The sequence below is a fragment of the Pseudochrobactrum saccharolyticum genome (assembly GCF_008801715.1).
In the GTDB taxonomy this organism is placed as follows: domain Bacteria; phylum Pseudomonadota; class Alphaproteobacteria; order Rhizobiales; family Rhizobiaceae; genus Pseudochrobactrum; species Pseudochrobactrum saccharolyticum.
The window spans coordinates 234,877-260,548 of sequence record NZ_VZPG01000006.1 but is presented as its reverse complement, the minus strand read 5'-3'; the positions used below and the strand labels follow the sequence as shown (position 1 = coordinate 260,548).

The window sequence follows — 25,672 nt, the reverse complement described above, 5'->3', positions numbered from 1 at the left end:
GAGCGGCTGCACCCGATCCCATTCCGAACTCGGCCGTGAAACGCTCCAGCGCCGATGGTACTTTGTCTTAAGACACGGGAGAGTAGGTCGCTGCCAGGTCTGCAAAAGGCACAGAAATAAAACATCTCACAGTCAATAAAACCAATACTTCCAATACCGGCTCATAAATTACCCTGGCGCGGGGTGGAGCAGCCCGGTAGCTCGTCAGGCTCATAACCTGAAGGCCGCAGGTTCAAATCCTGCCCCCGCAACCAAACTTCCCTCAAAACAATTAAAACCACGATGCAGACGCCATTCCCATAGGCGTGTCAATGCATCTTGATGCAGCCCGTTCAAGCTAAAATCGATAATCAATCGATTTCTATACGCTCTCACCTCATCACGCTCATAACCGGAAGGGGGGGAGGATAAGCAAGTGATTAAGTATCGATTGCACGACGAACGGTTCAAATCCTGCCCCCGAAACCAAACAAACAGCCCGCTCTTTGAACGGGATTTTTTTGTAACGGGTCGTAGATTTTAAGCCTAGTCAGGGGTCGCAAGGAGGCAAAGCCGACAAAGCGGGAGACAAAACTACAAATCCTGCAAACAAAACAAAATCTTCAAAAAACATCCGAAATTCAATAGCTCTGCTATCAAGAAAAACTCCAAGAGCAGACCGTACCAGCCTAAAGTCGATAGACAAGCGACTGAGTGGGAAAGCTATAAACATTACTCACGCTGTCAGAGTAAGCGTTCCTGAAAAAGACTGCCTTCCAGACGCAATAGTGCTTCTTTCTTATCAAGGCCACCGCTAAAGCCTGTTAGTTTGCCGTTGGCACCGATGACGCGGTGGCAGGGAACAACAATCGAAATCGGATTAATCGCATTCACGCGGCCAAAAGCACGCGCAGAGCCGCGATGACCGGCACGTTCTGCAAGTTCACCATAGGTGACGACTGTACCATAAGGCACTTTTGCAAGCTCCTGCCATGCTGCCTTCAGAAAAGGCGTGCCAAGCGGTGCTAGTGTAAGATCAAAATGACGTCTCTCCTTTGCGAAATACTGGTGTATCTGTTCAGCGACATGGCGCACAGCCGCATCATCGTGCTGTGTAACAGGGATTTGTGCATTGGCCGGATGAACGCGGCTGTCATTCTCAAAATCAAGGCGCATAACCGCGCCCTGATCATTCACAATAACGGTCAGCTCACCAATAGGCGTCGGAATACAACCTGAATAAAAACATACCGGCATGAGCATTGTTCCGCTTGAGTATTTTGAATGCATAAAGCGGTGACAATCTACCACTTTATGCTTGATGCTGCAGGACCAGCAAGCGAAGGAAACAAAGGTAAAACCTCTTCTGCCGCTATAAGCACGTTAATGCCATCTATTTACGTGTCGTGCTCTTCTTCGCAATGTCACTGGTTTACGGTAACTTACATCACATGGCATTGGTATTGCGTGTCCGAGAAAGGTCTATGCAGAAGTATGTTGTTTGGAGTTTAATAATTTAGAAGTTATGATTATTTATAATTTCAGCTGTAACAAGCAGTAGGACTTTTTATGCCGAGCCAGCTTCAGAAAGAAATCAAGCGTTTAAAGCAAGAGTTGGCTGAAAAAGAGAAGCTGATAAAAGAGCAAGCTCAAACATTTTCACACTACAAAAAGATATATGGTCAGTCTTCTATCGTTGCACAAATAGGTATTTGGGAGTGCGCATTACCTACTGAGGAGTTGACTTGGTCTGATTATACCTATGATCTGTTTGAATTGCCGAGAGGAACTCGACTTGATAGGTCTCATACTTTGGCTTGTTATACTGAAGCCTCTCGTGCGGAGCTTGTGAAGCGACGTTCAGATGCAATTGCTGCGCGTAGCGGTTTTACATTGGAAGCTGAAATAATAACTTTTGGCGGTAAGAGCCGCTGGATACGTATTACGGCATCAATTGAGTGTCAGAACGACATACCTGTTCGGATTTTTGGCATGAAACAAGATATTACTGATCAAAAACTGTCATTTGATCATATGATGTATCTTGCGGAATATGATCAGATGACTGGTTTAGCGAACAAAAGCCAATTCCTTCTGAAACTATCATCTGCCATTCAAGGCGATCAAGTAGCTAGCGGACATGGATATCTGTTGTTAATCGACTTGGATGGTTTCAAGCCGATCAATGATGAATATGGCCACATTGCAGGTGATGAATGTCTGAAAGAAATAAGTAATCGACTAAAATCGATTAATCACTCTTATAAAGAGATATTCAGAATTGGTGGTGATGAGTTTGCCATTATCACTACTGAAATTCAGGACATAAAAGCTGTTCAAAAATTTGCACAGCGCATTATTGATTGTTTGAGCGAGCCGTTCATATTCGAGAAGCAATTACTGAAGCTCGGAGCGTCAATTGGCATCGCAAGAATAGTTGGTGATTCAGTACCGGACGTCTTTGTTAATGCAGATACGGCTTTATATGCGGCTAAAGCAGCAGGAAAAGCCACTTATCGTTGTTATAACCCGAATATGGGAAGTTGTGCAGTGCGGATTTCAGTGTGATCTTCTTCGCGTGGTAAGTGTGACTTTTAGCTGCAAATGTTCTGTAGGTGGTGTAAATCAACCCACTGAAAATGAAATTATCTTTAAATAATTAATTGATCAAATAAGATAAACTGGCGGAGAGGGTGGGAGAAGTTTCCACTTTTGTCCAGCTTAAGAATATCAATAGGTTGCGACTAAGCCCTCCTTGGCATCATAGTGATACTGTACCAGGTTTATGTACCAGTGCACTATTAATTGCTGGGCCTGTGAAAATTTCATCGTCTTGTCAGAGTCAAATAGACTTAAAGAACCATTATTTCCTCACTAGAGGTTTTGTAGTCATGATTTTTTGAGGCGGAGGCTTCGCGCCTTGTTTGAGACGCCTGTAAGCGAAGCGATAGTATTAAAAGCTAGGGGTACTGAGCCGGCACAGTTTTGGGAAATAGAGAGTTGGGATCATTTCAGGCGCGCCCCTAAGCATCCTAGAACCTTCTCGCCCCTAATATCCAGCCAAAAAGGTAAGATTGTGCATCTGCCAGATGGCTGCCTTGTGACGTTCTCATGGATGTAATGCCGGCGATCCGGACCATGGATAGCTGCTCTGTCTTCGCAGGCTCGGAGCAAAATTAATGACGAAAATGCTATCAAGCAGGATCGTTGATCTTGATAAGATATTTCAATCCTTCAAGTGTTAGCCAAGGCCTTGATGCGTGGAGCATTCTATGGCAGTTCGCGCAGACCAGAGCCAAGTCCTCCAGCCTGTTCGCACGCGCTTCAGTCAACTCGTGAAGAGGGAGGAGATGATGCACTTCGATGAAGCCGCGTCCGTGATCGCCATATGTTTCTTCGAAATCGAAGTTGCATATCTCGCATGCAATCGTTCCACCTCTCGCGATTATGCTGGCAATTTTTTTTGACCGCAGTTTGGCATTGCGCTCCCGATATCTATGTACACGCGTTAGCACCCGTCCTTCGCTCGCCTCTGCGCCTTCGTCAACGTTGTCCTTGAGGTTATCGAATACACATGCGAGCGTTACGATTGCGTGAGCGGTTTCCGAGAGCCGATTGGGATCGCTTGCGAAGTCGTCCCAGACTTCTTTATCACCGCGAGCCCCCCTCGATAGACCACTCCTGCCGGTCGCGACGAACGACGGGTCTATGGCCTGAAAGTTTCCCAATTTCATCAGGACGGCGTTTCGGTTTCGATAGTTGTCGTTGGAGTCAGCCGTTCTGCCGGCGATTGAACGGAGAAGGCGAGAGACTTCGTCGACTGCCGCTTGTGGTGGGAGCTTTCCTTCGTTACGCATATACAGATCGAGAGCTATGATGAGCTCATCTCGCGACCAAGGAGGATTGCGCGCCATGTCAGTGGCAACCCTTGTGCTGGACAGTGACATTCGCCATTAGCGCACGATCGTCATGAGAAGGCACGTAGGCTCGGCTACGAGGCATCGGCGCGTCCTACGGTATTCAGGTGCAATTTTATGGATTTCGCGATTGCGCGCCCGAGAAGAACTGGAACCGCGTTTCCTATCAATCGGCCCAGTTTCTTGAACTGGACTGCTTCTCCCTCTGGGACGAAACGGTACTTAGTCGGAAACGATTGAAGAATGGCTCCCTCTCTCAACGAGATGGCGCGGTTCTGCTCAGGGTGACCGAAACGTCCATTACCGAACCCGAAGAACTGCGTCGTCATTGTGGGCGAAGGCTCGTCCCAATTCATGCGACCGTAAACGGAGACGTAGGTTTTTCCGGCTTGCGTCTTATGACAAGGCGCTACCAGTTCTTCGTCCCAATCCTTCCAGCTACCACCGGGCTTGGCGGCGCGGATACGCTTAAGGTTTAACGGCGAGAGGCGGCTGGTGCGGTGGAGCGGGTCGAACTCGTCGATGCCGCCGGCTTCTAACTCACGTAGTTTGCCGATCGCCTTCCTGACAGTTACGTATTTCTTCTTGGAGTGCGTCGGCGGTTCCAGAGCGATTGGCGCATGACGCGATGCGAGCAGTACAAGCCTATGGCGGTGCTGTGGCACTCCGTAGTCGGGAGCATAAGCGACCGTCGCGGTCACCTTGTATCCGGCGCGACGTATTTTGCTCACGAAGCGCTCAAATACTGCACCGTCTTGGAAATCCAACAACCGAGGAACGTTCTCCATGGAAACGACGTCCGGCTTGCTGTCGACGATCAGTTGAGCAAAGTTCTCAAGCAATTTCCAGTCGGGGTTGTCCCATCGTTGTGCGTAGCTCGAAAAAGGCTGGCAGGGTGCACACCCCACGAGTATCCTGGGACCTTCGCCCCACAGAGCGACGAGATCAGCAGCGGTGACGGTCGAGACGTCTTGGCAGAGGAACTTAGCACCGTTGTTCGCCTCGTAAGCGAATTTACAAGCGGGATCTAGGTCTATACCAGCTACGACCTTCATACCTTCTAAGTAGAACCCATGAGAAAGGCCGCCGGCGCCACAGAACAAATCCACAACAGTAGCGTTTTGACAGCCTATAACCGTTGATTTAGTGGCGCTTGCCGTAATCTCTGGCGCGCCCATCGATTTTTGGACTTTATTCATGCGCTCAATACTTATCTCGACTTCGCCTGATTATCCAAGATTATTCGTTGGCTGATGAAGCACTAATACTACTTACGATTGACTTTGGCACCTGGATGGGGCTCGAATATCCACAAATATGTGGTGTTTGTCAGTTGATTTGCGAGACCCAGAGATAGCTAATGGCGAAGATGATCCCAAATGAGCCGGTCGCCGGCACACCGATGTCCGAAAGAGTCGTACATACGGCATTATCACGGCTTGATGACAATTGGATCGTAATCCATTCCGTAAGATGGCAATCGCTGAGAAACGGCCGCCCAGGTGACGGCGAAGCGGATTTCATTCTGATACATCCAAAGCGCGGCATTCTCATCGTAGAAGTTAAAGGCGGTGACATTAATGTTATCGACGGTGAATGGAGCAGCACTAATAGCAAAACCGGCGAGGTCTCAAAGATCAAAAACCCTTTCGACCAGGCGACAGACTCGAAATACGCCTTGCTGGAATACCTCAAATATCACGGCTTGCCGACAAATAGAATATCCCTGGCCCACGCCGTTTCGTTCCCTCGCAGAACTATTGATCCGCAGATTTATCTCGGACCGGCCGCTCCGGCCTCCATTGTCTGGGACCGTCCCGAGTTGGGCGATCCCGTCGCGATGGTCGAGCGCACCTGCAAGCATTGGGCGATGAGCGCGACCATAACGAACGAAGAGATCAAGAAGCTGGTGCAACTTCTTGCGCCGACGACTTCCATTCGTAGGCGACTGGTTGATCGTATCGACGACATACATCAACAATTACTTAGATTGACGGACGAACAGATACAAGACTTCACTTTCCTGAGAAGCTTTAGGCGTGCTCTGGTAACGGGCGGTGCGGGTACGGGAAAAACGGTTCTCGCCGTCGCGCGCGCGCGCCAACTAGCAGCTGACGGTTTTAATCCGTTGCTCGTCTGCTACAACGAGCGGCTTGGGGACCTTCTAGCGAAAGAGATCAGCGACGATCCACGTATTTGGGCCGGTACGTTTCATTCGCTATGCATCCGAATGGCGAAGGAGAGGGGTAAAGCGCTGCCGAAGCAGAGGTCTGAAGAATGGTGGAAGGAAGACGCGCCCAAACTGCTGATTGATGTGATGTCTGAGGCTGGAGGTCGTTTCGGGTCAGTCGTCATTGATGAGGGACAGGACTTTCCCTCGGGCTGGTTCACTGCGCTCGAGCTCGCGGTTGCCGAGGCCGTCGATCCGCCATTCTACGTCTTCGCCGACGCCCATCAACAACTCTATCTTGACAACTGGACCAGCCCTTCGGACATGCCTCCGGCACTGCCATTGACCGTCAACTGCAGAAGCACCACCGCGATCGCCTCCTGCGCTGCGCGCGTATTCGGCGAGGAGGCGATAGGGCGTGGTACCGATGGCCCCCCACCACAGTTCAGAGACATTAACAACCGTCGCGAGATGTTGAGAGGTATACAGCGATTGACTGAGACGTTGATTGAAAAAGAAGCCGTTGATGCAAACGATATCGTCGTGCTCTCGGATGACACTGACATTTTGGAAGGGCTCTCGCATATTGCAGCGGGAGAAGTGCCCTTTGTGAGGGAGGGCGTCGGCGTGCGCATGGAGACGATCCGCCGCTTCAAGGGATTGGAGGCGGGTGTGGTTGTTCTAGCACTCTCCGAGCGGACATCATCAAAGATCGCTGCCGCGATGGCGTATACGGGCATGAGCCGAGCTCGCTCGGCCCTATACGTCTTCGGCTCTCGGGTTGTCCGCGACCGTGTCAGCTGGTTGGGCTAACGTCGCAGACCAAGAAAACCGGCTGGGCCCGCGAGGACGGATCGATCCAATCTTGTGTTAAACAGCCTGCACGACGGCTCGCCAAGATGTAGACATGCCACGCACGCTCCTCCGGACTTCGAGCAACCCGGATCAAGAGCGCAGCGATGTTCTCCGTCGACGAGTTCATTTAGCAGTAGGTTGAGGTCGTTCTCGAAGAGCGCTTGAAGTCCCCCAAGCACAAAGTCCCCGCGCGTGGCCGCATAGACAAAGAAACCGAGATGCAACGGGACCAACAGTTCCGAAAGCGCGTGCAACTCAATGCCTGCGTGAACAGCCGCCAGTCGTATGAGTCGATGCGAGTATGAGTGTACCAATGTGACGACGTCGCGATATATGCTGTCGGTAAAGTCATCAACCGCTGAAATTCTGCCCAGGATGTCGAGTCGCGCTTCCTTCGCGGATGAATGTGCGGCTTTAAGACTATGACCGCGTTTACGAAGCCATTCGGCTACAAGAATGGGATCAAGACCGACGAACATTGCCTCGGTCTCGCTTATATCCCCGTAAATCTCGTAAGCACCGCGTTTGCGATCGTAGTAGTGTATTAATTCGGATGCACCGGCTTCGCTCGGGCCGCGGGTATAACCAAAATGCCCCGAAAGGATCGGAAACTTTTCTATAAGTTCCACGCGTTCTAAACCGGCATTGTAAAGCGCTTCCGGGTACTGGACGTCGTAGCGGTGTCTTAGCGCAGAAAGCGGGTCTGTTCCAATGATGAGTTCGTTGAATGTACTGCGGCTTTCTGAAACTCCGAGGGCGATCTTCATTGCCTCTTCTTCGCTTCTTGCCTTCACTTCGCCGATCAGACCGGAAGGTCCGGGACCGCTGGCCACTCCGTCTGCCGAAGCTGCAATGGAGAGCATCTTTTCAATCGTTTGGGGATCAAGACCACTAGCAGCGAGTTGCCTGCGCAATCCGTCTGTCGTCGGCTTTCCATCCAGCATGCTCTTGCCGGGCATCCCGTCGAGTAGCCATTCCAGGGCCCGTGGTCCCCCGCCGGCGTCTTCCAGTGATCGCAGTGTTTCCAGCGACGGAGGATTGACGACCACGACACTCCGCGGCGTGAAGACGGCCGCAGCACGATGGACGTTGATTTGCATCCTGTCGCCGTTGCTGGCTCTAGTGTAACGAAAACTGCCTAACTTTTTACTGCAGTCGGGACAGTCGAACGTCACCTCGTTTCCCGTGGCAGTTCCGGGCAAATGTATCCGGCTCGCACCGTGTGTTTGGCAACGGGCTATGTTAGGTTCTTTTATTTCTCCCGTGGACTCTGAATAGGCGACGAACTGTAACTGACCGCGCCGCCTTGGGGCTCCACATTTGCAACCACCTTCTGGTTGGTCGTGAATTCTATAGCAGTTGCCGCAGTACCATATTTCCGGGAAGGGCTTCAGATGGACACCGCGGTCACGGTTGATCAGTTTTAAGACGACCGACGTATTCCTTTTGTTCATATCGGCGAAATAACCGCCATCTTTACCCGCGACGGCCCACGGTCCTGAAAGCCGGCGGAGTTCAGTCTTTAGTGAGCGCTCATCAATGTTCGAGCGCGTTTCGGCATTTGACCAATCGACAACCTTCCAGATGCCGCCTTGGACATCGACGGTCTGTTGTGGAAGGTATCCGAACTGTATCTGTGAAAGGCTGCGTTTTATCTTGCTCATCGTCTATCCAGAAAAACCGGTATTTGTTCTTCGACGTCTCTGAGGGAAATCATAGGCTTGCCGGCGGCATCAGTTCCGCTCTTGATGTCAGGGTGAGACTTGACGATGTTCCGCTCGAAACGATCGAACCATCGCTCCAAATCTTGAGCCAACTTCGCGTCTTCCGCAGGGTCAATACCTAGATAATTCATTACCGCCTCGCGCTCTTGTGTAATCACCAGATCGCCGCTTCTGATCAAGGATCGGAGCGCGGAGACGGTGTACAACGACTTGCCAGCGTTGGGTTCGTGAATGGCAAGAATACGGGCGAGTTGGAGCCCTGGGATAGTTCTTTCCAACACTCTTCGGCTCTTCCTTGTAATTGGGATTGGCTCAATGAAGCGGTCGCCATGCTTCACGAACTTGTCGAACGAGCGGAATACACCGGCGTCTCGCTCACGACCGATCTTGTGTATTACGAACACGATACCAGGATGACGTCGACCGACGCGTGCTGTAGCCTGGATGAACTCTGCGCTTCCTAAGGGAAGACCAGCCATGACCATAACATTCAGTCGGTCGATATCGACCCCGTGCGACATCATTGAGGAAGCAGTAATGAGGTGAATGCGCTCCTCAGGATTGGCCTCAGGCTTCTCCAATCTTTCCAGGATCGCCGCCACGTCCCGGAAATCCGTGCGTCCGGTGAGAATGGCGTGGTTGAGCCGTTTGCCGTCCGCTGGCCTTATCTGACCACTCGTGATTGAACGCTGTATGGCATCCAGGTCCCTCAGCGTGTTTCCATAGACCACTTGTGTTCCGTAAAGCCTCAGCAGGTCTAACGCTTTCGTTTCTGAGACGCCGATCGTCGCACAAACTTCTGCCGGATCAGATAGAAGAGATCGGACCGCATTCTGCAACTCGGTCGCCATACGATCAATCACGAATTCAATCGTGAGTCCTCTAGGCGCGATCGCGATGTATCTCCGCATCAATTCGTCCGAAGACGATGTCCAGAACCCTTCTTCTGTGCTAGGTCCCTGCTGCGGAAATACGCGTCCTTCGCGTCGATACAGGACGTCAACTTGCGTCTCGTAACCCTCCAATGTAGCGGATGACGCCAGTATCTTCGGCCTGCATCCGCACAACTCCTCCTGTAGCCCATCAAAGAGCGCTTCATAGTGTGCGTCAACTGCTCCGAGACTGTCTCGAAGTAGATGTAGTTCGTCTTGAAGGCGATACGAGGGACCGAAATATTGAGATGGCATCGGCAATGGATCTGCTGTCTGCCGGCAACCCGGCACGAAACAGCCATGAGGACGCAGGCTTCGAGGAGCATACGTGAACCCATGTCCTGGACGTCTGCAGAGCCCTATCGGCGGACCGGCCAGTCCACGCATGGCACCCTGCATCCCGATGCCTGCCGCCTTGTCGAGCGTGCCGACTACAATCGTCGGGAGGAACCGATAGATTTCTTCGTCAACGACGTGGAAGGGTAGAGCCTTTTCAGGCCAATAACATTTATCGTTTTCGCACACGTGATCCAAGCGCCAAAGATCACGGTCGAACTCCATCTTAATATCGCGGGAGCCGCAGAACGGACATTTTTGCAAACGCTTGAACGCTGCCCACGTCTTTTCGTCGGCGTTTTCAACATCAATGTCGTTTTCGAAGCGAGGTTCGACCGGAATTCGGTTCGGCGTTGCAGAGTCACCGACCAGGAAGCCGCATGCGAAAGAAGTTCCGCCAATATTTTCTGTTCGGCGAACCAATTCCGCCGCGGCCATCGCATCGGCGAAACGCTGTAACTGCTGCAGCGACAGCATGCGAAGAGGAAATCGTGTCCAAGCCGTGATGCCGTGGCTCTTTCCTCGCATCCGGTCGAATAGAACTGCGGTGATGAGAAGCCCCAAATAGGTTTCTGTCTTTCCCCCACCCGTCGCAAACCAGACGATGTCAACGATTGCCGACTCTTCCTTGGGTTCGACGATGCAGGCGAGGTTCGCCAAGATGAACCCAACCTGGAAAGGCCTCCAGGAATTGTAACCCCTACCTTGCGAAGCTCTTTCCATGGCACGGTTCATGAGTCTGAAAGATCTCAGCAGATCGGCGTTGGCGCTAAGATGAAACAGTCCTTTTTTGATCCGATCAAATTCGACGTCGAACTTCGTCGCCTCCTTTCTTGCTTCATTCCTCATCTCGGCGGACCACCCATTCGCCGCGGCGCGAGCATCAAGCGACGTGGACGACCAGATATCGTCTCCCCATTGGCGCAAGGCATCTAACAACGCCGAGAGATCGGGAAATGGATCACGCTCCAGATCTGCGAACTTCAACGGTGGAAGGCCTGCTCCCCAATAGTCCGGTCTTGCTTTTTCTACTCCTATCGTATCGGTCGTTGTGAATGTTCCGTCTTCCGCGACCACCCCGCAATTCACTCCGTATGCAGATACTTCCCTGTCGTAGCGGAACGAGTCGGGTAAGGCTTCCAGAAGGTAGGGTTTCGTTTCTATCCCGTTCAAGGATAACGAAACCTCGTAAAGGCGAGTATCGGTGAAGAACTGGTGTTTGCGCGGGGATGTGTTGACGATCTCGAACAACAACTCGGGCACACCGCTCGGACCGGGAGTAACCTCGACTCGCATTTCTGCTGACAAACCTTCTGTTCCAGTCGCCGCATGGATCGCGTCGGTAAGAATTTTGCAACCAAATGACTGCTGGTAACGATCCTGCACAGCCAGGGGAAACGTCTCGTCTATTTCGTCCGATTTGATCCAGTCTGGTCCTTGCGGGATCCATACTCGCAGACGTACCCGTGCAGTACACGACCACGGGGCGACTGAGGTCGGTAGGAGACGAATACCTATCGCACACGGTTCCATCCGACCGATACGCTCAGCGGACGAGCCCTCATTGACTTGTTCCTCGGGAGCGAGCCGTCCCAACCAAAAGCGACCGGCCGGATCGTTTGCCGAAGCCATAATCTCGTCGCCACGTCCGGCGATAAGGAGTCGGCGCTCCAGCCATTGCGTGAATTTTACACAGTCATCGGTGGTTGCGAGTTCCTGCACTGTCACTTTCTAGTCCTCCAGTGCCCGCATATATCTGAGAGCTTTACGGTAGAGTTTCTTCAAAGCTTTATCTTCGATCTGACGGATGCGCTCGCGCGTTACGCCGATTTCGTTTCCGAGTTCCTGGAGCGTGCGGCCGGATCGCGTCGTGAGGCCGAAACGGCGATCCAGGATCATCTGCTCGCGAGGAGAGAGTTCCTCAATCAATTGCTTCAGGAGCTTGTTACGAGACCAGATTTCAGTGAGGTCCTCCGGTGTCGGGGCATCACTAGGAATAATATCGCGGAGGTGAATGTCGTCTTCGTCGCCTAAAGGAGCGTCGAGCGAAGTTGTCCGAAATAGTGATAATCTTTGAAGATACGCGACCTTCTCGCGAGGCATGTCTAATGCGTCACACAGCTCGCCCAGGGTCGGCCCGCGATTGTTCTCCATGGTCAAGCGACGCGTGTGACGACGAACCCTTCGGATCTGCTCAAGACGATGGACTGGCATTCGGATCAGATTGCTATCGTTGTCGTTCGCTCTCGAAATGGATTGCCTAATCCACCATGTAGCATAGGTCGCGAACTTTAGACCGAGTTCCGGATCAAATCCCTCAATGGCTCTCATCAAGCCAATTGTGCCGTTCTGGATATGATCGGGAAATTCTATCGCCTTGCTCCCAAACTTGCGGGCGACGCTAAAGACCAAGCGCAGGTTGGCGACGACCATTTTGGCGCGAGCCTTCTCGCCTTCGGCGATTAATTTACCGAGATCATCTGCGTAGTGACCTGCCTGCTCCTCATGTTGGGCGACGATGCCTATCTGTACAGCTCGTCCGAAACGAACTTCTTCTTCTCGAGTGAGAAGCTTGGCTCTGAAGTAACCAACTACGAAGTCATCTCCAGATCGGCGCGCATCCTCCGGCGATAAGGTGACGATCTCTTCATCGTCGTCGAGCCCTTCAAGCACGACCCCGTGCGCGCGGAGTTGCTGTAGAACTTCGACTATTTCATCGGCTTCCAGCTTGCGGCGATGAACGACCCTTTCGAATTGAGATCTGTCGAGCGTTTGGTCCTGCCGCCGCCAATCGGCGAGAAGCGCGTTCAGGGCTTTTTCAATTCTCGCTTCGGAAGCGAATTGAGAGTTCTCTTGTTCGGAAACAGCGGCGCTAGAAGCTATCTCTAATTTATCGTCCTCGCCGTAGATCGCCAGCGCATCGCGCACGGGGTCTTTTCCTCCAAGCTTCTCTTTCAGCAGCATATCGCTTTGGAAGACGGACATCTTCGTACTATGCACTTCGCTCCCCCCATAATTCGGTTTCCACATTAGGCTGAGAGGCAACGTCAATGCAATTAACAAATGTTCGTAAGTCAGCACATTGACGAATATGGTTCAGTCAAAAATTATGCTGGGTTGGAAGTCGGTTTTGACTTCCAATCGGCAAGATATAGCCTTGTAACCTTGCTGGCCACATTTTCATCAGTGTTAACGCAAGTTGATGATCGGCCATAGAGCCCGTTTCGGTTGTTCTAAGCTGACGTTAATTAATTTGATGATTGCAATGTAGAGAAACTTATCTCGCAACCACAGCTTTGTTTAGAGATTGAAAGCTTTTGAGCGTTGCGCTATGTGCGATTTGATTATTAGTCAAATAAGTAGGCTAATTATAAATCGTGATAATAGATAGTTATCCAAGTTGGAATGCGTCGCCGCTTGGCATGTTGATGCGAATGTCACAGAATGGCACTCATGCTGTATCGACTCAGAATTTTACCTTACCTCATTATCGTTTGCATGATCCCAAGTGTGGCTATAGCCGAACTACTTCAGATTGATGGACCAAAAGGCCCGCTGGTTGGCGAACTGATCAATGTTGCTAATGCTCACAACATAGTCGTGATAATTCCCGGCTCAGGTCCAACTGACCGCGACGGGAACTCGCCGCAGATGGGCTTGCAGCCGAATATGTATAAGTTGTTAGCTGAGGGTTTAGAGAAGGCTGGCATATCTTCATTGCGTATCGACAAGCGCGGTTTTTACGGGAGCCAAGCTGCGATTGATGATCCGAATGATGTGACAATCGAAGCTTACGCCGATGATGCTTTAAAATGGATTGATCGTGCTTCTCAGATATCGCCCTGTGTTTGGATCGCAGGACACTCTGAAGGGGGCCTTGTTGCGCTGGTCGCCGCTAAAACTAACCCGACAAACCTATGCGGCTTAATTCTTTTGGCGGCATCTGGTCGTCCAATCGGGCAATTGTTAATTGAGCAGTTTCACGCCAATCCCGCGAACGCCTCTTTGATTTCGGATGTCGAGATAATCGTGAGTCAACTTGAGGCGGGGCGTACAGTTGATGCGCAGTCTATTCCAACAGTTTTGCAGCCGCTGTTTTCAGCAGGGCTTCAAAGATACATGATTGATCTTTTTTCGTACGACCCGGTTGAGATTGCTTCTCATTGGAAGGGGCCTGTACTGGTCGTTCAAGGAACTGGTGACATACAGGTTAAGCAGGCAGATGCTGATCGTCTTACCGCCGCTATGCCGCAGGCTGTGCTCAAAAGCCTTAACAATGCGACCCACGTCCTTAAGGAAGGCATCGAGGCCCAGCCATTTATCACATACACCGACCCGACATTACCTTTGCATTCAGAGCTAATGCCAACCATTGTAGGTTTCTTAAACAAAAGCCGAGCTGCAGAATGACGAACCGGCTTCTAGAAACAAACGCTTGCAAAGCTTCAGTCCACGGCTGATCCAGTCCTGTGGAACGGGCGCTTTGTAAGTCCCATCCACATTCGTAGCGATAAATGGTCGGGGATCGGGATAACCACCGATGCTTAGAGCTGGGCCGTTTAATCCATACTCAGGGCCATCGGGCTTATACTGAATGATGACCATGGGACGTCCCGTAGGATCATGGCGGAGGCACTTTATCGTCGCTTCGTTGAACCGGAAATAAGGCCAAGTTGCACCATACTGGCTGGCTGTTACATGGAGGCTATTCGCATCATTGCTTGCATATTCTTGAGCACCTGCCGGGCGCAACTGCGCTAAAAGGCTGATTAGAAATATCAACCCAAAGCCACAAAGCCAAAGTACAAAAATCTTCTTGTAGCTCCAGCGGGCGGGCTTTTTCGTCTTCTCATCCATCTGGAAAGCACACCTTTCTAAAAAGTCATATCGACTTCACTCGGCGCTCAAGACGTTGCAGGTGCTGATTTGCACGATCGCTGAAACAGTCTCATTGTTAGTTCCACCAAAGCCATTCTTGGCTCGGTATTGCATGCGAACGCGCAGATTATCGGTTCCATCGTCACGGTACTTGGTCTGGATGTGCTCGAAGCTTGAGGGATCGCGCAAACGCTCTTTCACATAGTCGACCAAGTTCGGCACTGATGCATGGTAATATTCAAAGCATTTTTTGATGTACTGTTCACGGGCCGTTAGAGGCGTCTCTAAGGACTTGCCGTAAAACCACAAAATCACCAACACGATAAATATTCCGTAGAACCATGACAAATAGTCGGGCTTCTTGTTCGGCTTCCCTTGTGTGCTTTCCGCCATCTTCGTTCTTCCTACGGCTTAACCTTGATCATCCTGATCGTGCCCGGTGCTTGCGGTCTTTCGACCTCTTTGAAGCCGTAGTTTGGAGCGATTATAAGCGTGTTGGGCGCGATGAAGCCAAAGCAAGCGTCGAGGGGATGAGTGTCCGTGGCATTGATTGTCACAAGGCCACAATAAAGCGTCCGACCCTTCGCATCGCGGCGGTCACCGATAAACCTACGTCCTGCCGAAAACACATACTGGTTCCACGCATGATCGCGCACCACGGTTGCTCTGGTGAACTCAATCGCGTCATACCCTGACGAGGACGGCTGGATTGGGTTGATCGATACGCAGGCTGACAACGACAGCGCTGCCACTGCAATCGCTAGACTGGGCATTGCCTTTTTGACCCCGCCCTTAGCAGTTGTGATTTTGTTGAAACCAGTTTTTTCCGTCATGAAATGCCCCACACATTGCCCGTTATAGACCGGCCCCGACTCAAGAATATGAGTTCCAGTCTTGTTTAATTCCGTAACTCATTTGCAGTAAGTTGCAAGTGTTTTACCGATTTTATGAATTTTGCAATTAATTGCACTGCTGCATTCTCAATCTCACGCCTAGACCATTTGTAATGGAGTGGCGCATGGATGATCTGCGAAAGAGATTTGGGCAATTGCTGGCGGTTCATCGGCGCAGAGCCGGATTGACCCAGAGCCAGCTTGCCGAAGCAGCCGACATCAGCGTCGATATGGTCACAAAGATTGAGACCGGCACTTCAGGTGCTCGTTTTCCAGTGATTGAGAAACTCGCTCGCGCACTGAATGCAGACCCGGCGGAATTCTTTACACCAGACCTACCCACGAAAGGGCGAGACAATCCCGCTCTGATGGAAATGAAGGTGATGCTTTCAGGGCTGGATGAGAAAGACCTGCTGTGGGTGAAGTCGATCATCGACGCGGCACTAAATCAGAAGAAATAGCCAGCGCAGCTATTACCTATAGCAGCCGCGATATTGCAGCATCGGTGAATAAGTCCGTATCGCGAATGTAACGTGCTAGGCTGCTCTCGGTGCGATGCCCTGTTGTTTGTTTGATCTTGTATGTTGATGCCCCGGCCTGTGCTGCTGATGTGGCAAAGCCCGCGCGAAGGGAATGGCCTGAGAACGGTTCGGGATCATAACCTGCATCCGCAATCCGAGTTTTGACAACAAGGCTGACTGCTTCGCCCGACACGCGCCGATCAAGCATGTGACCGTGCTTGTTGACGCAGACGAAAACGGAGCCGGATGATCGCCCTACCAAATCCAGCCAGTCCTTGAGCGCCGCAACAGGGCAGTGCTTTGTTCTGCCTAATGGCACGGCAATCATGCGGCCATGCCCTTCCTGATCCGTTTTGGATCGACGTAGGTTTACCATCATGCCGCGGGGTATGAATTCGATATCATCTACATCAAGCGAAGCCAGCTCTGATCGGCGCATGGCTGTCGCAAAGCCCAACAGCAATAGAGCACGATCCCGGACATCTTTCGGGCGCTGGTCACCTAGCTTATCAAGCATGGCAAAAAGATCATCACGCAGAATAGCCGCTGCCTGCCTTTGCTTGGTTCCCAAAGCGCGACGAATGCCGCGCAAAGTAGATTTCACAAGCTCAGTCTTGCAAGGATCATCATAGCCCCGTGAGCGGTGGGCTTTTACCAAAGACGCGAGCCGCCTTTCTATGGTTGCCACCGCATAATGCCCGGCCATCTCAGCGATGTATGATGCGATGTCAGCAGATCTAGCCGGGAGAGTTCGTCCCGTAGCTTCAAAATGCGCCAGATCAGCTTTGTAGCTGCGTTTCGTGCTTTCCGAGAGGGAATGGGAGAGGAAATCCTGGACATTGCTCGGCAGTGCTGAATGCCCGAAATCACGATTGCAATTAATTGCACGGATTTCTGTCGAGTGTTGATCGTTGCAATTAATTGCAAAATCATCCGCAGACCGATCAGAATTAACAACGTCATGCAAGATTGGCTGGTCACGCTCCATGTGATGCGACCTTGCTTTTTGAGTTTTTCTTGCTGCCCTCTAACACTCGTTCGGAACGAAGTTCGTTCAAATGCCCGATATTGGCGCTGACCGCTTCAACAAGCTCTTCAATGCCCTCAATCGGAAAGCCAGCGTGAAGAAAGTCAGCCTCACGCCCAAGACGTTCAAGATCAGCTGATCCCTGCCATATGAAATGGGGACGAACTGGAATGGCATCGACATAGAAAGCCGCCATTGCTGCGGCATCACGAGCGCGGAAATCAGGTGTCCATTTGCTTAGCACATTGGCGACTTGCGCATTCTCAGCCGCCAGCCGACCGATTGCAGCTTTACCTGCGTATGTGTGCTTATCGTAAGCGTAAGCTGGAACGCCGCGAATTGCGGGTGATGGCAGAACAGCAAAGTCGTTAACTCGTGGAGCGGATGAATTGTCGGGTGAATGCGCTGCCATCCACAACACGGGTAACATGATCGCTATGGGATGGCGGGTTCGCTCACAAGCATAAGCCACATCGAACAGAAACTCTTCCGGTACTCCCGCCTGCGCAAAGTCCGACATCAATGCTGACAGGTTACCAGTGCCGACCCTGCTTTCATCTGACCAGTTCAAACCTGATGCAAACCATGCAGCAAGGGCGCGGGTTACAATCGGCTGGGACGGGTCAACAGAAAGCGCGATACGTTCGTCTATCGTCTGCCGACCGACCAGACAGTGTTCCTTTTCGAAGCGCGTATGTGAATAGGTTGCTGAGACGAGGTAATCAGAGCAACGGCATTTGGGGGTAAGGGCGAGTGTTTCGATCAACCGGGCCAATGTCCCGATCACATCGCCTTTCGGCTGCCCACGGGTCATTTTGGCGATTTGAACAGCTAGTGAAAGTGCCGAGGGTGATGCGATGCCAATATCCTCAACCGTGATCAGCAACAATCGAGACCAGATTGCCGCCCCACGCAACTGATGCAGTCGCAAACCAGCGGCAACTGCTAACTCGATGTCGCTACGGCGTATGGCCTTTTGCAATAGGCTGGAACAGACCCACGGATCGAGTCCACTAACAACATCCCATGCGCTCTCGCTGTAAATCCTGGCTTCCGCAGCATGGGGGCTGTGTACGTTTATTGTCATCACCAATTTCCTTGAGTTTAAGTTCAAGGAAAACGTTAGCTTTGAGCGTGCTAAAGCCAATGAATATTACGGTTTTTTGAGAAGAAAGGCGAAACTGACTAATGTCCAAAATGCCATGTGTTCCATTGCGACTTCTGTGTCTCAAAGAATGTCCAAATCTAAGCTCGGGACACTTGTCTGTATTGATGCAAGCAGTGTTAAGCCAACGACCACAGGTATACGTATCCTGATCTGTTCACTAACCCTTTTCGCTCTTTATTAAAGGCGAACCCACGTCGGGTGAGACCTCTGATGGCTCGAATTACATCGTGGTTTTCGAACTCTCCCTCACGACCGCATGATCGCTTTGCGAGCTCGCTTGTCGTCAAACTTGAATTCTGTTGCAGTGCTTCAAGGACTAGCCGCTGGATGCGCCCCTGAGGTTTTGCCATGACTTCAATTTCAGATTGCTTCGACACTCGTTCTAGTCTTTCTCATTCGTCCCGAAACACGCAAGAGCGGTTCAGGAATAGTCTACGAATTTAATTTAACGTAGAAAGCATCTGAGCAGACGGTTGTCATCTGACTACCGCGGAGATGGTGCATTTGGTGGTGCGTTCGTTGAGAGTAGTGGGAGGGGGAAAGCAGTGGCATGACCATCTCGGTTTAGGGTCACTCCAGCTTGCTAGAGCACGCTGTTCAGTTTGTCATTATACAAACAAATGCACATTAACTCTATTTCCCTCACGCCCGCGTTAAACGATAAGCTAAGCTTCTCCGGAGAGGATACGGTAGTATCCAATACTACTTACTTTTCCGAAGAAATGAAGCCCTAGGCCATATCTGTATCCAGCGAAGCGCAGATGCCGATCCTCTTTTCTCTATAATGAGCGTTACTTTTTCTTCTCCTGTGTTAAAAATTATAGAGATAAGAGGTATCTCTCTCTATTTATATCACAAGAGAAAAAAGAAACGCTCATATCAGTGAAAAATCAGCAGCGTCGGCCTGTTTGGCCATCATAAATAGCTCAAATGCAGTGTCCGAGAACCGCAAAATAGTGGGTAGATGAGGGTACTTGAATTGCATCTTCTTCGTATCCAAGCCGTCAATCTGTTCATCAATAACGGCGCAATCTACTCCTGCCATGAAGTCCGGCCAGTTCTTGAGCACAGTGCGGAGAATTTCATTCTGATAGCCTTCCGGCCAAGTCTGAGCTAGACCGACAAGACAACCGAAATCTTTAGGGGTTTCATTGCGGCCTAAGATAGACCGCCAAGTCTTTGCCATGCGTTTGGCGGTAATGCGCGGCGTTTCGACCTGCTCCCCTGTGCGCACAAGAGTGACAGGCTCTTTATTAATCGTAACAGTATCACGAACGAATGGTGGTTTGCTGATATATCGCCGTAATGTAGCTTTGCTGATCCCCAAGGCATCACAATAGGCCTTCTGAGATAAGCAAGCCCAGAGAGCGTTGTCGAAACTGTACGGAACATTATCGATCTCATTTGCAACGAACGCGATGAGCTGTTCTTTGGTAGAGGTATTCTGTTTGGTCATTTTTTATCTATTAGATATTCGTTAGCTACTGTTAAGACTATCGCCAATGCGGTTCGGCCCTCAGTGAATGAATGACTTATCTCTGATTAGACTTTATTTAAGAGATCGTCGATTGAGCCATAGCTTATCTTGATGATCCCCTCGCGTAGCCGCTTCAGACTCGCCTTTGTTCCGTAGCGAGCGTGGCTGTCACCCGGCTTGTCGGCATGGCCTGTTAATTGCCGACTGACGTCATCCGCTACTTCTGCTTCACGTAGAGCATCAGTAAAATTGTGGCGGAAACTGTGGAATGCTGTTTTGTCGGTGTGAACAGTAATTTTGCGACTGTAGCGACCCCACCATTTTGAGAAGTTTGCTGAGTAATACCCCGTCTTACTCGGTTTGATGTCATCAAATAGTCGTTGTCGGTTGGCTTTTTCTCGGGCTGCGGCGTAGGTTAATAGTCCAAGCGAAATAAGTATGGGGTGAACAGGAACGCGTCGAATTGACTGAGCGGTCTTCACTGTCTTTTGCTTGTCACCATCTAAGGACACGTTGAAGTACGGTACACCATCCTCAGACTTAAGGTCAGTCAAACGTAACTGAACGATTTCACCGAGTCGCATTCCCGTGTACAGGGCAACGATTGGTATCCAGAAGTAGTCATCCCGTTCAGTCATAGTCCCCGGAATGTAGCGACGACTGAAAGATTTGGATCCTGCGTAAAGCGGTGATGAAAATATTTTTAAAAGCTCATCTTTAGAATATGGATCGCGCTCTTCAATTTCGGCTTCCTTCATTCCCCCGACAAGTTTAATACCTTTACCCGGCATTTGTGCCAGCTTCTCTTCGTCTACAGCCCACTTGAAGAAAGTGCGGATCATCGTAAAATACTTTTCACGAGTCTTGAATGCTAGCTTGGAACCGTCAGCATTATCAGTGATGATCTTTTTCAGGCTTTGACCCGATACAACATATGTCTTAAATGCGTTGGCTGGCATGCTCATCAGCACGTCGCGCACTTTACGTATGTCATCCGCTTTGACGCTTGATAGTGGACGGTCAGCGCCAATCACGTCGCTTGCTAGTAAGAGGCAGCGCTTGTAATCAGCTTTTGTTTTAGGCACCCATACCGTATCCTTCAAAGCCATGAAACTTTCAATAGCTGTTCTAATGCTCAGATCATGATCGGTTGCTATGTCTCCGTCTTCAGGAAGTGCACCGGGCCCTATGCCTCTAAATACGCTATCGTCCGGCGCCCCATTATACGTGCCCCCTGATAGCTCCTGAACAAGGTATTCATTCTGGAGTATCATGGCTCTGGCCACGAGGCGTCTTATATATGTGAGCGCATCGTCTGCTGGGCCTTCATTACCTGTCTTTTCCAACAGTGCTCGTGCGTCTAATTCTACTGAGTCATCGTAGCGATGTTTTTTCATCATAGATTTTAGGGCGCTTATGCGTTCAAGTGAGCCTTGGATCTCAAAATTGAGGTCCACATCAACGTCGCTCGGAAGGTCGAGGCAGAGCTCTAGTGCTTTCGTAAGGCGCTCTTGAAAATATGCTTGAGCGACGGAATGAATACGATCAAGCGGTATCTGTGCCATGTTGTTTACTCCGAAGAACCAATCGAAAGCGCTACTCAGTGATCTGCACCGGATATTCGCTAGCATGCGATCTGTCGTTTGCAAGGAGAACTTGAGTTCAGCACGCGAGAAAGCTGGTCGCCACTTGATCGGGATAGCGGCACGAAAATAGAAAGTGTCGCTTCGCTTCTGGAGCCGATGCGAATTCTTACGAGTCATAGAACCCCACTGTACCAGTAGAATGTACCAGTGCCGTGGAAGACAAAATCGACCTGCGATAATCCTTAGGGTTTCCAGTGAGTTAACTGGAATATGGCGGAGAGGGTGGGATTCGAACCCACGATGGAGTTGCCCCCACGCCGCATTTCGAGTGCGGGGTCTAGTAAAAACTAAACCATTTTCAATGCGTTACGCATAAAAATTATTGTTTGTATTGTGATTGTTGATCCGAAGCGGGGTGGATATACAAAACAGCGTTGTGGACGCATTGTGCCGGAGGAGTGTCCTCCGGCACAATAATCAAATTGCTGCACTTTATTCCAAATTAATACGTATCGTTTTTAATAGGAGCTCATAAGAGAGTTCTTCATCCAGAGGAGAGAAAAACAACATTGACTAAAGAATAAGAGTTTCGTTCTGTGAATCCTCTGCCTCAAGCTCGGCTAGAGCAGCCTTACCTTCATGAAAGGTAATCACAGTATCAGGAATGCCAATTAATAATAAAGGGCATGGGTTGCCTACGCCACGGTGTAAGCGATCATCTAATTTGCGCCAATGAGTGGTTGCTTCTCCGAATTTGTCAGAAACAAATTGCCCAACAAATGCTTCTCTAAAGGTAAATGGATTTGTAAGCCTATTAATCCTGGTTTCAATTGCTTTTCTTTGTCTAGAAGTTGGTTCATAACCCCATTCTCGAATGTCTTCAAATGATTGAATTTGGCGTTCATCTAAAAACCGACGAACTAAGGTTCTCATCCCTTCGTGAAGTGATTTTCCTCTTGTGATTATAATGCCGACGGAGATTGCACCATCTGCATGAAGTCTTTTGAAGTTTTCGAGATCGCGGTCAAAGAATGGGTCTTTGTTGTTCCACTCAATCTCTAACGCAACTCGGTCACCATTTTCAAACGTGCGCACATGATCGACTTCGTGTGATTGGCTTTCACGCGGAACCCCGTTTATACGCCGCTCTACAGTAAACTCTGTTTTTGGCCAACCTATTCCATTTAGTGCATTACGTAATCGTTGGGTTCCTTTTGCTTCACCACCTCCGCCGGCAATTATTTCTTCGATTGGTATTGTGGTATTTAATAATGCACTTTCAAGTTCACTAACTACTTCGGGAAAATCTATCTGAAGAATAGCTTGAGCATGAGACTGAAATTCGATCTGGAAACCGCGTTCCCGCAAAGCTTCAAACATTACAATATGTTCCCCGATTTTATGTGTATTGGTTCGAAATAAGCCTAGCAATAAAACTCGGGTTTAGGCTACCTTAAATTTGTATTCTCTATGTGTTATGCGAGTTGTAATGGGAAATTATTTTATAATTATTGTATCTCGAACGATAACGGGGGCGTGGTGAAAATTGTAACTTACCATTCGCATCTAAATGGCTTAGAGTTCTTGGAAGCAAGGAAACCGCTACTTCTTAATGAAATACAAAATGTGGTTGCTTCAATTGATGCAGCATCCTGCAGAACTAAAATCTCCAAAGAGCAAAGAAAGCTATCACAAAAACTTTATTCACCTAAAGATTTGAACAAAGCCTTTGAGCTAGGATTTTATAAGAATGATTGGAAGCCAGTTGTAACTCATTATTGGGTTTGTGAGGATGCTCGAACAAATCGTAGAGTAATGGATTTAACGGCTACCGAGCAGAAAAGAGAAATTATTCAGTCGGGATTTACGCCGTATAGATCAAAAAACCAAACGGACTTTGTTAAAGAAAGAGTGGCTGTAGAGGTTCAGCTGGGTAAGTATGCGTTTATTGCATATGATTTATTTGTAAAGCATATGGCTTTTTATGTTGCTGATCAGATTGATGTGGGTATTGAGATAATCCCAATGAAATGCTTACAGGAAAAAATGTCGTCCGGCCCCGGATATTATGAGGCCGAACTTTATAATCTTATTCGAGAGGGGCGGGGGGTGCCACCTGTGCCACTCGTTTTATTTGGAATTGCGCCTGATAATTAGGCTGCAACACGTTCTGTATTATGCCATGGAAGATTATTAAACCAATCTGCGATAAATAATCCACTCAATATCCGAGTAGCATTTTTTTCAATTTTCTTTTGCCCGGGTAAATTCCCATCTTTTGTATTTTCGCTTGCTATCATTAGAACGTAAGCTGTTATTTGCTCTTCTTGATGAGCGTCATTATGAAGTTGTGTGATTTTTTCGTAAAGATAGTCTGCTAGCTCACCTAAGATGTCTACAACTTCATACGGACCGAGACCAGCATTGCGATGAGACCAACTAGCTTGAACTCCTGCAGGAGATGTCGTCCAAAGTTCTTTTTGAGCCTGTTCAAATCTCGGCTGAAGATTCTGTATAATATGTTTGATTAAAGGGGATGCGCGGAGTTCTTTTTCAAGGCTGCCATCGAGCGTTACTTCGTGAATATCTTTCGATGGACCGAAATAGAAGCGAACTTTCCAGTTTACGTTACCGGTCTGAAATTCGTTTGACAAATCAAACCTCATACCACTTTTAAATCGTAGATATGGTAATGCAGCACGAAAGCTTCTTGTTGTAGGGTAAGTTTTACCTTCCTTATCAAGCGGTGTAACTTTGGATAGCTTTAGTGGTAGTTCGAGTGAAATTCCTGCGTCGTGAAAATTCTTTAGATTTTCAAGTGCAGTCTTCTTAGCAGCCTGTGCCAGTAAATAGGTAAATGTTGGTGGGATAGCGTTGCCTACCATTTTGGCTTTTTCTGCAAACGATCTACCAAAGAATTGATATGTAATCGGAAATCCCTGTAGACTGGCTCTTTCGCGAATTGTTAGGCGGCGAAATGATCCAGGAATTTTAGGATTTTCAATTACAATGCTTTCTCTAGATACGCGCGTGCAGGTAGCTGTAACGGTTCTTGCTCTTTGGTTTAAATTATCCGGAAAGGCCATATTGTTATATACTGGATGGAATGTTTTGGCCTCCCGATTCATTCTTAGCTCTTCCGCGTTCAAGGCTACTTCTTCTTGAGTTTCAGTAACTTGGATTGCTGGAAGTATTACTCCCCAGTGAGGGTCGGCCACATTGTCGATAGCTTTAAAAGCATTAACAACATCACCTAAGGTTCGGGATGGTAGCTTATTTGCATAGCTTTTAAGTAGATCAAATGGAATGTTGCCTGCAATGCAACGCTTACGCGCCTGTGCGGTCCCATAATCTGAAAAATCAATGACCTCAATCTCGGGTTTTAAAGCTTTAAAACGATACAAAGGATGATCAGGGTTCAAAAAACCCTGATGTAAAACATCAGCCACCCTAGGCACATTTTCGAGCGCCCAGTATTGAGGGCGTAAATACTCTACAATCTCGAGAAACTTGACTAAATCCTTCATACCTTCTGCTACATTGCCTTTTCCCCCACGGTTTGCGTAAGAGAATTCAGTGCATGGTGGGCTACCGACAACAATATCGATGTCTTTTGGCAAATCCTCAATTTTTAAGTTTCGGATATTAATTGGTGTGAGATTGCCGTTGTGGTTTCCATTGTGTGTATCAATAGCAGGTTGCCACCATTCATATGATGCAACTACATCTATACCGGCCAATTTCAGACCTAGACTCCATCCGCCAATTCCAGAATAAAGGTCTATTGCTCTCACGAAATTTCCATCCTGCTCATTTATCAATAAATTTCACTAAAAACATAGGCTACGCTTTTGAGAAAAACAAGATCCCCAAAGCGAGATATACCCTAGTATGTGGTTTATAACTCGTATGTATAGAAAGAGGGGGGAATAGATATAGAAAAATGGTTGAAAAATACGCATCGTTCTAACTTAGGGCGCTTCAACTCGTTTTTTAAAAAAGCATATGGGATGCGGATAAGATTTCATAGGAATCGACTACTGTGGATAGCCATTTTCTCTCTATGTTTGATTGATAGTGCAACGGTTGCCACATGAATGATTGGGGTGCCTGAGTTGGTGTAAACAAATGATCGTAATGATCATGTTGCAGTAATTATCTGTAATACTCAGATAGCGTCTGAGGATTTAGAGCCGGATTACGTGCTCC

Annotated in this window: 20 protein-coding genes, 1 tRNA gene, 1 rRNA gene and 1 pseudogene; 7 read left to right on the top strand and 16 right to left on the bottom strand. The window is 49.3% G+C overall.

Features of this window, described 5'->3' with window-relative positions; translation table 11 throughout:
- A 5S ribosomal RNA gene (rrf, locus tag F7P81_RS16665) occupies positions 1-99 on the top strand; the annotation flags it as partial.
- A gap of 78 nt (positions 100-177) precedes the next feature.
- A tRNA-Met gene (locus tag F7P81_RS16660) sits at positions 178-254 on the top strand.
- Between the two features lie 469 nt (positions 255-723).
- Here F7P81_RS16660 and F7P81_RS16655 read toward each other — a convergent pair.
- A complete protein-coding gene (locus F7P81_RS16655; RefSeq protein ID WP_170265307.1) occupies positions 724-1,236 on the bottom strand; it encodes a methylated-DNA--[protein]-cysteine S-methyltransferase in 513 nt (170 codons plus the stop codon).
- Positions 1,237-1,548: 312 nt separating this feature from the next.
- On the opposite strand from F7P81_RS16655, the gene F7P81_RS16650 reads away from it, so the two are divergent.
- Positions 1,549-2,547: a diguanylate cyclase domain-containing protein gene (locus F7P81_RS16650; protein WP_151160331.1), complete on the top strand. Its 999-nt coding sequence runs from the start codon at positions 1,549-1,551 to the stop codon at positions 2,545-2,547.
- A gap of 626 nt (positions 2,548-3,173) precedes the next feature.
- Here the strand turns inward: F7P81_RS16650 and F7P81_RS16645 are convergent.
- Both F7P81_RS16645 and F7P81_RS16640 read right to left on the bottom strand, forming a co-directional pair.
- On the bottom strand, positions 3,174-3,893 hold the full coding sequence (locus tag F7P81_RS16645; protein ID WP_151160330.1) for an HNH endonuclease: 720 nt from the start codon (positions 3,891-3,893) through the stop codon (positions 3,174-3,176).
- Between the two features lie 77 nt (positions 3,894-3,970).
- Positions 3,971-5,095 carry a DNA cytosine methyltransferase gene (locus tag F7P81_RS16640; RefSeq protein ID WP_246176159.1) on the bottom strand — a complete coding sequence of 375 codons (1,125 nt, stop codon included), beginning with the start codon at positions 5,093-5,095 and terminating at the stop codon, positions 3,971-3,973.
- Between the two features lie 161 nt (positions 5,096-5,256).
- Here F7P81_RS16640 and F7P81_RS16635 point away from each other — a divergent pair, with 161 nt between their 5' ends.
- Complete coding sequence (locus tag F7P81_RS16635) at positions 5,257-6,879, top strand: nuclease-related domain-containing DEAD/DEAH box helicase (protein ID WP_151160329.1); 1,623 nt, start codon at positions 5,257-5,259, stop codon at positions 6,877-6,879.
- Here F7P81_RS16635 and F7P81_RS16630 read toward each other — a convergent pair.
- From F7P81_RS16630 to F7P81_RS16620, 3 genes are all read right to left on the bottom strand, one after another.
- A complete protein-coding gene (locus tag F7P81_RS16630) occupies positions 6,876-8,585 on the bottom strand; it encodes a hypothetical protein (protein ID WP_151160328.1) in 1,710 nt (569 codons plus the stop codon). The two genes, F7P81_RS16635 and F7P81_RS16630, sit on opposite strands and share 4 nt — an antisense overlap.
- Positions 8,582-11,545 (bottom strand): helicase-related protein, encoded by a 2,964-nt coding sequence (locus F7P81_RS16625; protein ID WP_151160327.1) that lies wholly within the window; start codon positions 11,543-11,545, stop codon positions 8,582-8,584. Before F7P81_RS16625 ends, F7P81_RS16630 begins: the two co-directional genes overlap by 4 nt.
- Positions 11,546-11,644: 99 nt before the next feature.
- The gene (locus tag F7P81_RS16620; protein WP_170265306.1) at positions 11,645-12,913 is read right to left on the bottom strand and encodes a sigma-70 family RNA polymerase sigma factor; all 1,269 of its coding nucleotides are present in this window, start codon (positions 12,911-12,913) and stop codon (positions 11,645-11,647) included.
- Positions 12,914-13,357: 444 nt separating this feature from the next.
- On the opposite strand from F7P81_RS16620, the gene F7P81_RS16615 reads away from it, so the two are divergent.
- On the top strand, positions 13,358-14,323 hold the full coding sequence (locus tag F7P81_RS16615; protein ID WP_246176158.1) for an alpha/beta hydrolase: 966 nt from the start codon (positions 13,358-13,360) through the stop codon (positions 14,321-14,323).
- Here F7P81_RS16615 and F7P81_RS16610 read toward each other — a convergent pair.
- The 3 genes from F7P81_RS16610 to F7P81_RS16600 are packed head-to-tail and all read right to left on the bottom strand — an operon-like array spanning position 14,297 to position 15,624.
- Positions 14,297-14,770 carry a hypothetical protein gene (locus F7P81_RS16610; RefSeq protein WP_151160325.1) on the bottom strand — a complete coding sequence of 158 codons (474 nt, stop codon included), beginning with the start codon at positions 14,768-14,770 and terminating at the stop codon, positions 14,297-14,299. The two genes, F7P81_RS16615 and F7P81_RS16610, sit on opposite strands and share 27 nt — an antisense overlap.
- 36 nt (positions 14,771-14,806) lie before the next feature.
- Positions 14,807-15,184 (bottom strand): hypothetical protein, encoded by a 378-nt coding sequence (locus F7P81_RS16605; protein WP_151160324.1) that lies wholly within the window; start codon positions 15,182-15,184, stop codon positions 14,807-14,809.
- A gap of 11 nt (positions 15,185-15,195) precedes the next feature.
- Positions 15,196-15,624 (bottom strand): hypothetical protein, encoded by a 429-nt coding sequence (locus tag F7P81_RS16600; RefSeq protein WP_151160323.1) that lies wholly within the window; start codon positions 15,622-15,624, stop codon positions 15,196-15,198.
- 185 nt (positions 15,625-15,809) lie between these two features.
- Here F7P81_RS16600 and F7P81_RS16595 point away from each other — a divergent pair, with 185 nt between their 5' ends.
- Positions 15,810-16,145, top strand: a complete 336-nt coding sequence (locus F7P81_RS16595) for a helix-turn-helix domain-containing protein (protein WP_210246335.1) — start codon at positions 15,810-15,812, stop codon at positions 16,143-16,145.
- A gap of 16 nt (positions 16,146-16,161) precedes the next feature.
- On the opposite strand, the gene F7P81_RS16590 is transcribed toward F7P81_RS16595, so the two are convergent.
- From F7P81_RS16590 to F7P81_RS16570, 6 genes and pseudogenes are all read right to left on the bottom strand, one after another.
- Positions 16,162-17,193 carry a site-specific integrase gene (locus F7P81_RS16590; RefSeq protein ID WP_151160321.1) on the bottom strand — a complete coding sequence of 344 codons (1,032 nt, stop codon included), beginning with the start codon at positions 17,191-17,193 and terminating at the stop codon, positions 16,162-16,164.
- Entirely contained in the window at positions 17,183-18,319 is a 1,137-nt protein-coding gene (locus F7P81_RS16585; protein ID WP_151160320.1) for a hypothetical protein, read from the bottom strand. Before F7P81_RS16585 ends, F7P81_RS16590 begins: the two co-directional genes overlap by 11 nt.
- 955 nt (positions 18,320-19,274) lie before the next feature.
- The gene (locus F7P81_RS16580; protein WP_151160319.1) at positions 19,275-19,856 is read right to left on the bottom strand and encodes a hypothetical protein; all 582 of its coding nucleotides are present in this window, start codon (positions 19,854-19,856) and stop codon (positions 19,275-19,277) included.
- Positions 19,857-19,942: 86 nt separating this feature from the next.
- Positions 19,943-21,442 carry a site-specific integrase gene (locus F7P81_RS16575; protein ID WP_170265305.1) on the bottom strand — a complete coding sequence of 500 codons (1,500 nt, stop codon included), beginning with the start codon at positions 21,440-21,442 and terminating at the stop codon, positions 19,943-19,945.
- Between the two features lie 24 nt (positions 21,443-21,466).
- Positions 21,467-21,640, bottom strand: a pseudogene (locus F7P81_RS17305) (DUF6538 domain-containing protein); the annotation flags it as partial.
- Between the two features lie 396 nt (positions 21,641-22,036).
- Positions 22,037-22,843, bottom strand: a complete 807-nt coding sequence (locus F7P81_RS16570) for a BglII/BstYI family type II restriction endonuclease (protein ID WP_151160317.1) — start codon at positions 22,841-22,843, stop codon at positions 22,037-22,039.
- A 159-nt stretch (positions 22,844-23,002) separates the two neighbouring features.
- Here F7P81_RS16570 and F7P81_RS16565 point away from each other — a divergent pair, with 159 nt between their 5' ends.
- Complete coding sequence (locus tag F7P81_RS16565) at positions 23,003-23,620, top strand: BglII/BstYI family type II restriction endonuclease (RefSeq protein ID WP_151160316.1); 618 nt, start codon at positions 23,003-23,005, stop codon at positions 23,618-23,620.
- Here F7P81_RS16565 and F7P81_RS16560 read toward each other — a convergent pair.
- Positions 23,617-25,257 (bottom strand): DNA cytosine methyltransferase, encoded by a 1,641-nt coding sequence (locus F7P81_RS16560; protein ID WP_170265304.1) that lies wholly within the window; start codon positions 25,255-25,257, stop codon positions 23,617-23,619. The two genes, F7P81_RS16565 and F7P81_RS16560, sit on opposite strands and share 4 nt — an antisense overlap.
- Positions 25,258-25,672 lie beyond the last annotated feature (415 nt).

Excerpts from the sequence above, each read along its gene's own strand:
- F7P81_RS16635 (WP_151160329.1), top strand. The coding sequence starts at position 5,257 with ATGGCGAAGATGATCCCAAATGAGCCGGTCGCCGGCACACCGATGTCC.
- F7P81_RS16615 (WP_246176158.1), top strand. The coding sequence starts at position 13,358 with ATGGCACTCATGCTGTATCGACTCAGAATTTTACCTTACCTCATTATC.
- F7P81_RS16580 (WP_151160319.1), bottom strand. The coding sequence starts at position 19,856 with ATGACCAAACAGAATACCTCTACCAAAGAACAGCTCATCGCGTTCGTT.
- F7P81_RS16575 (WP_170265305.1), bottom strand. The coding sequence starts at position 21,442 with ATGGCACAGATACCGCTTGATCGTATTCATTCCGTCGCTCAAGCATAT.
- F7P81_RS16640 (WP_246176159.1), bottom strand. The coding sequence starts at position 5,095 with ATGAATAAAGTCCAAAAATCGATGGGCGCGCCAGAGATTACGGCAAGC.
- F7P81_RS16645 (WP_151160330.1), bottom strand. The coding sequence starts at position 3,893 with ATGGCGCGCAATCCTCCTTGGTCGCGAGATGAGCTCATCATAGCTCTC.
- F7P81_RS16600 (WP_151160323.1), bottom strand. The coding sequence starts at position 15,624 with ATGACGGAAAAAACTGGTTTCAACAAAATCACAACTGCTAAGGGCGGG.
- F7P81_RS16625 (WP_151160327.1), bottom strand. The coding sequence starts at position 11,545 with ATGGCTTCGGCAAACGATCCGGCCGGTCGCTTTTGGTTGGGACGGCTC.
- F7P81_RS16570 (WP_151160317.1), bottom strand. The coding sequence starts at position 22,843 with ATGTTTGAAGCTTTGCGGGAACGCGGTTTCCAGATCGAATTTCAGTCT.
- F7P81_RS16595 (WP_210246335.1), top strand. The coding sequence starts at position 15,810 with ATGGATGATCTGCGAAAGAGATTTGGGCAATTGCTGGCGGTTCATCGG.
- F7P81_RS16585 (WP_151160320.1), bottom strand. The coding sequence starts at position 18,319 with ATGACAATAAACGTACACAGCCCCCATGCTGCGGAAGCCAGGATTTAC.
- F7P81_RS16590 (WP_151160321.1), bottom strand. The coding sequence starts at position 17,193 with ATGGAGCGTGACCAGCCAATCTTGCATGACGTTGTTAATTCTGATCGG.
- F7P81_RS16605 (WP_151160324.1), bottom strand. The coding sequence starts at position 15,184 with ATGGCGGAAAGCACACAAGGGAAGCCGAACAAGAAGCCCGACTATTTG.
- F7P81_RS16655 (WP_170265307.1), bottom strand. The coding sequence starts at position 1,236 with ATGCCGGTATGTTTTTATTCAGGTTGTATTCCGACGCCTATTGGTGAG.
- F7P81_RS16650 (WP_151160331.1), top strand. The coding sequence starts at position 1,549 with ATGCCGAGCCAGCTTCAGAAAGAAATCAAGCGTTTAAAGCAAGAGTTG.
- F7P81_RS16610 (WP_151160325.1), bottom strand. The coding sequence starts at position 14,770 with ATGGATGAGAAGACGAAAAAGCCCGCCCGCTGGAGCTACAAGAAGATT.
- F7P81_RS16630 (WP_151160328.1), bottom strand. The coding sequence starts at position 8,585 with ATGAGCAAGATAAAACGCAGCCTTTCACAGATACAGTTCGGATACCTT.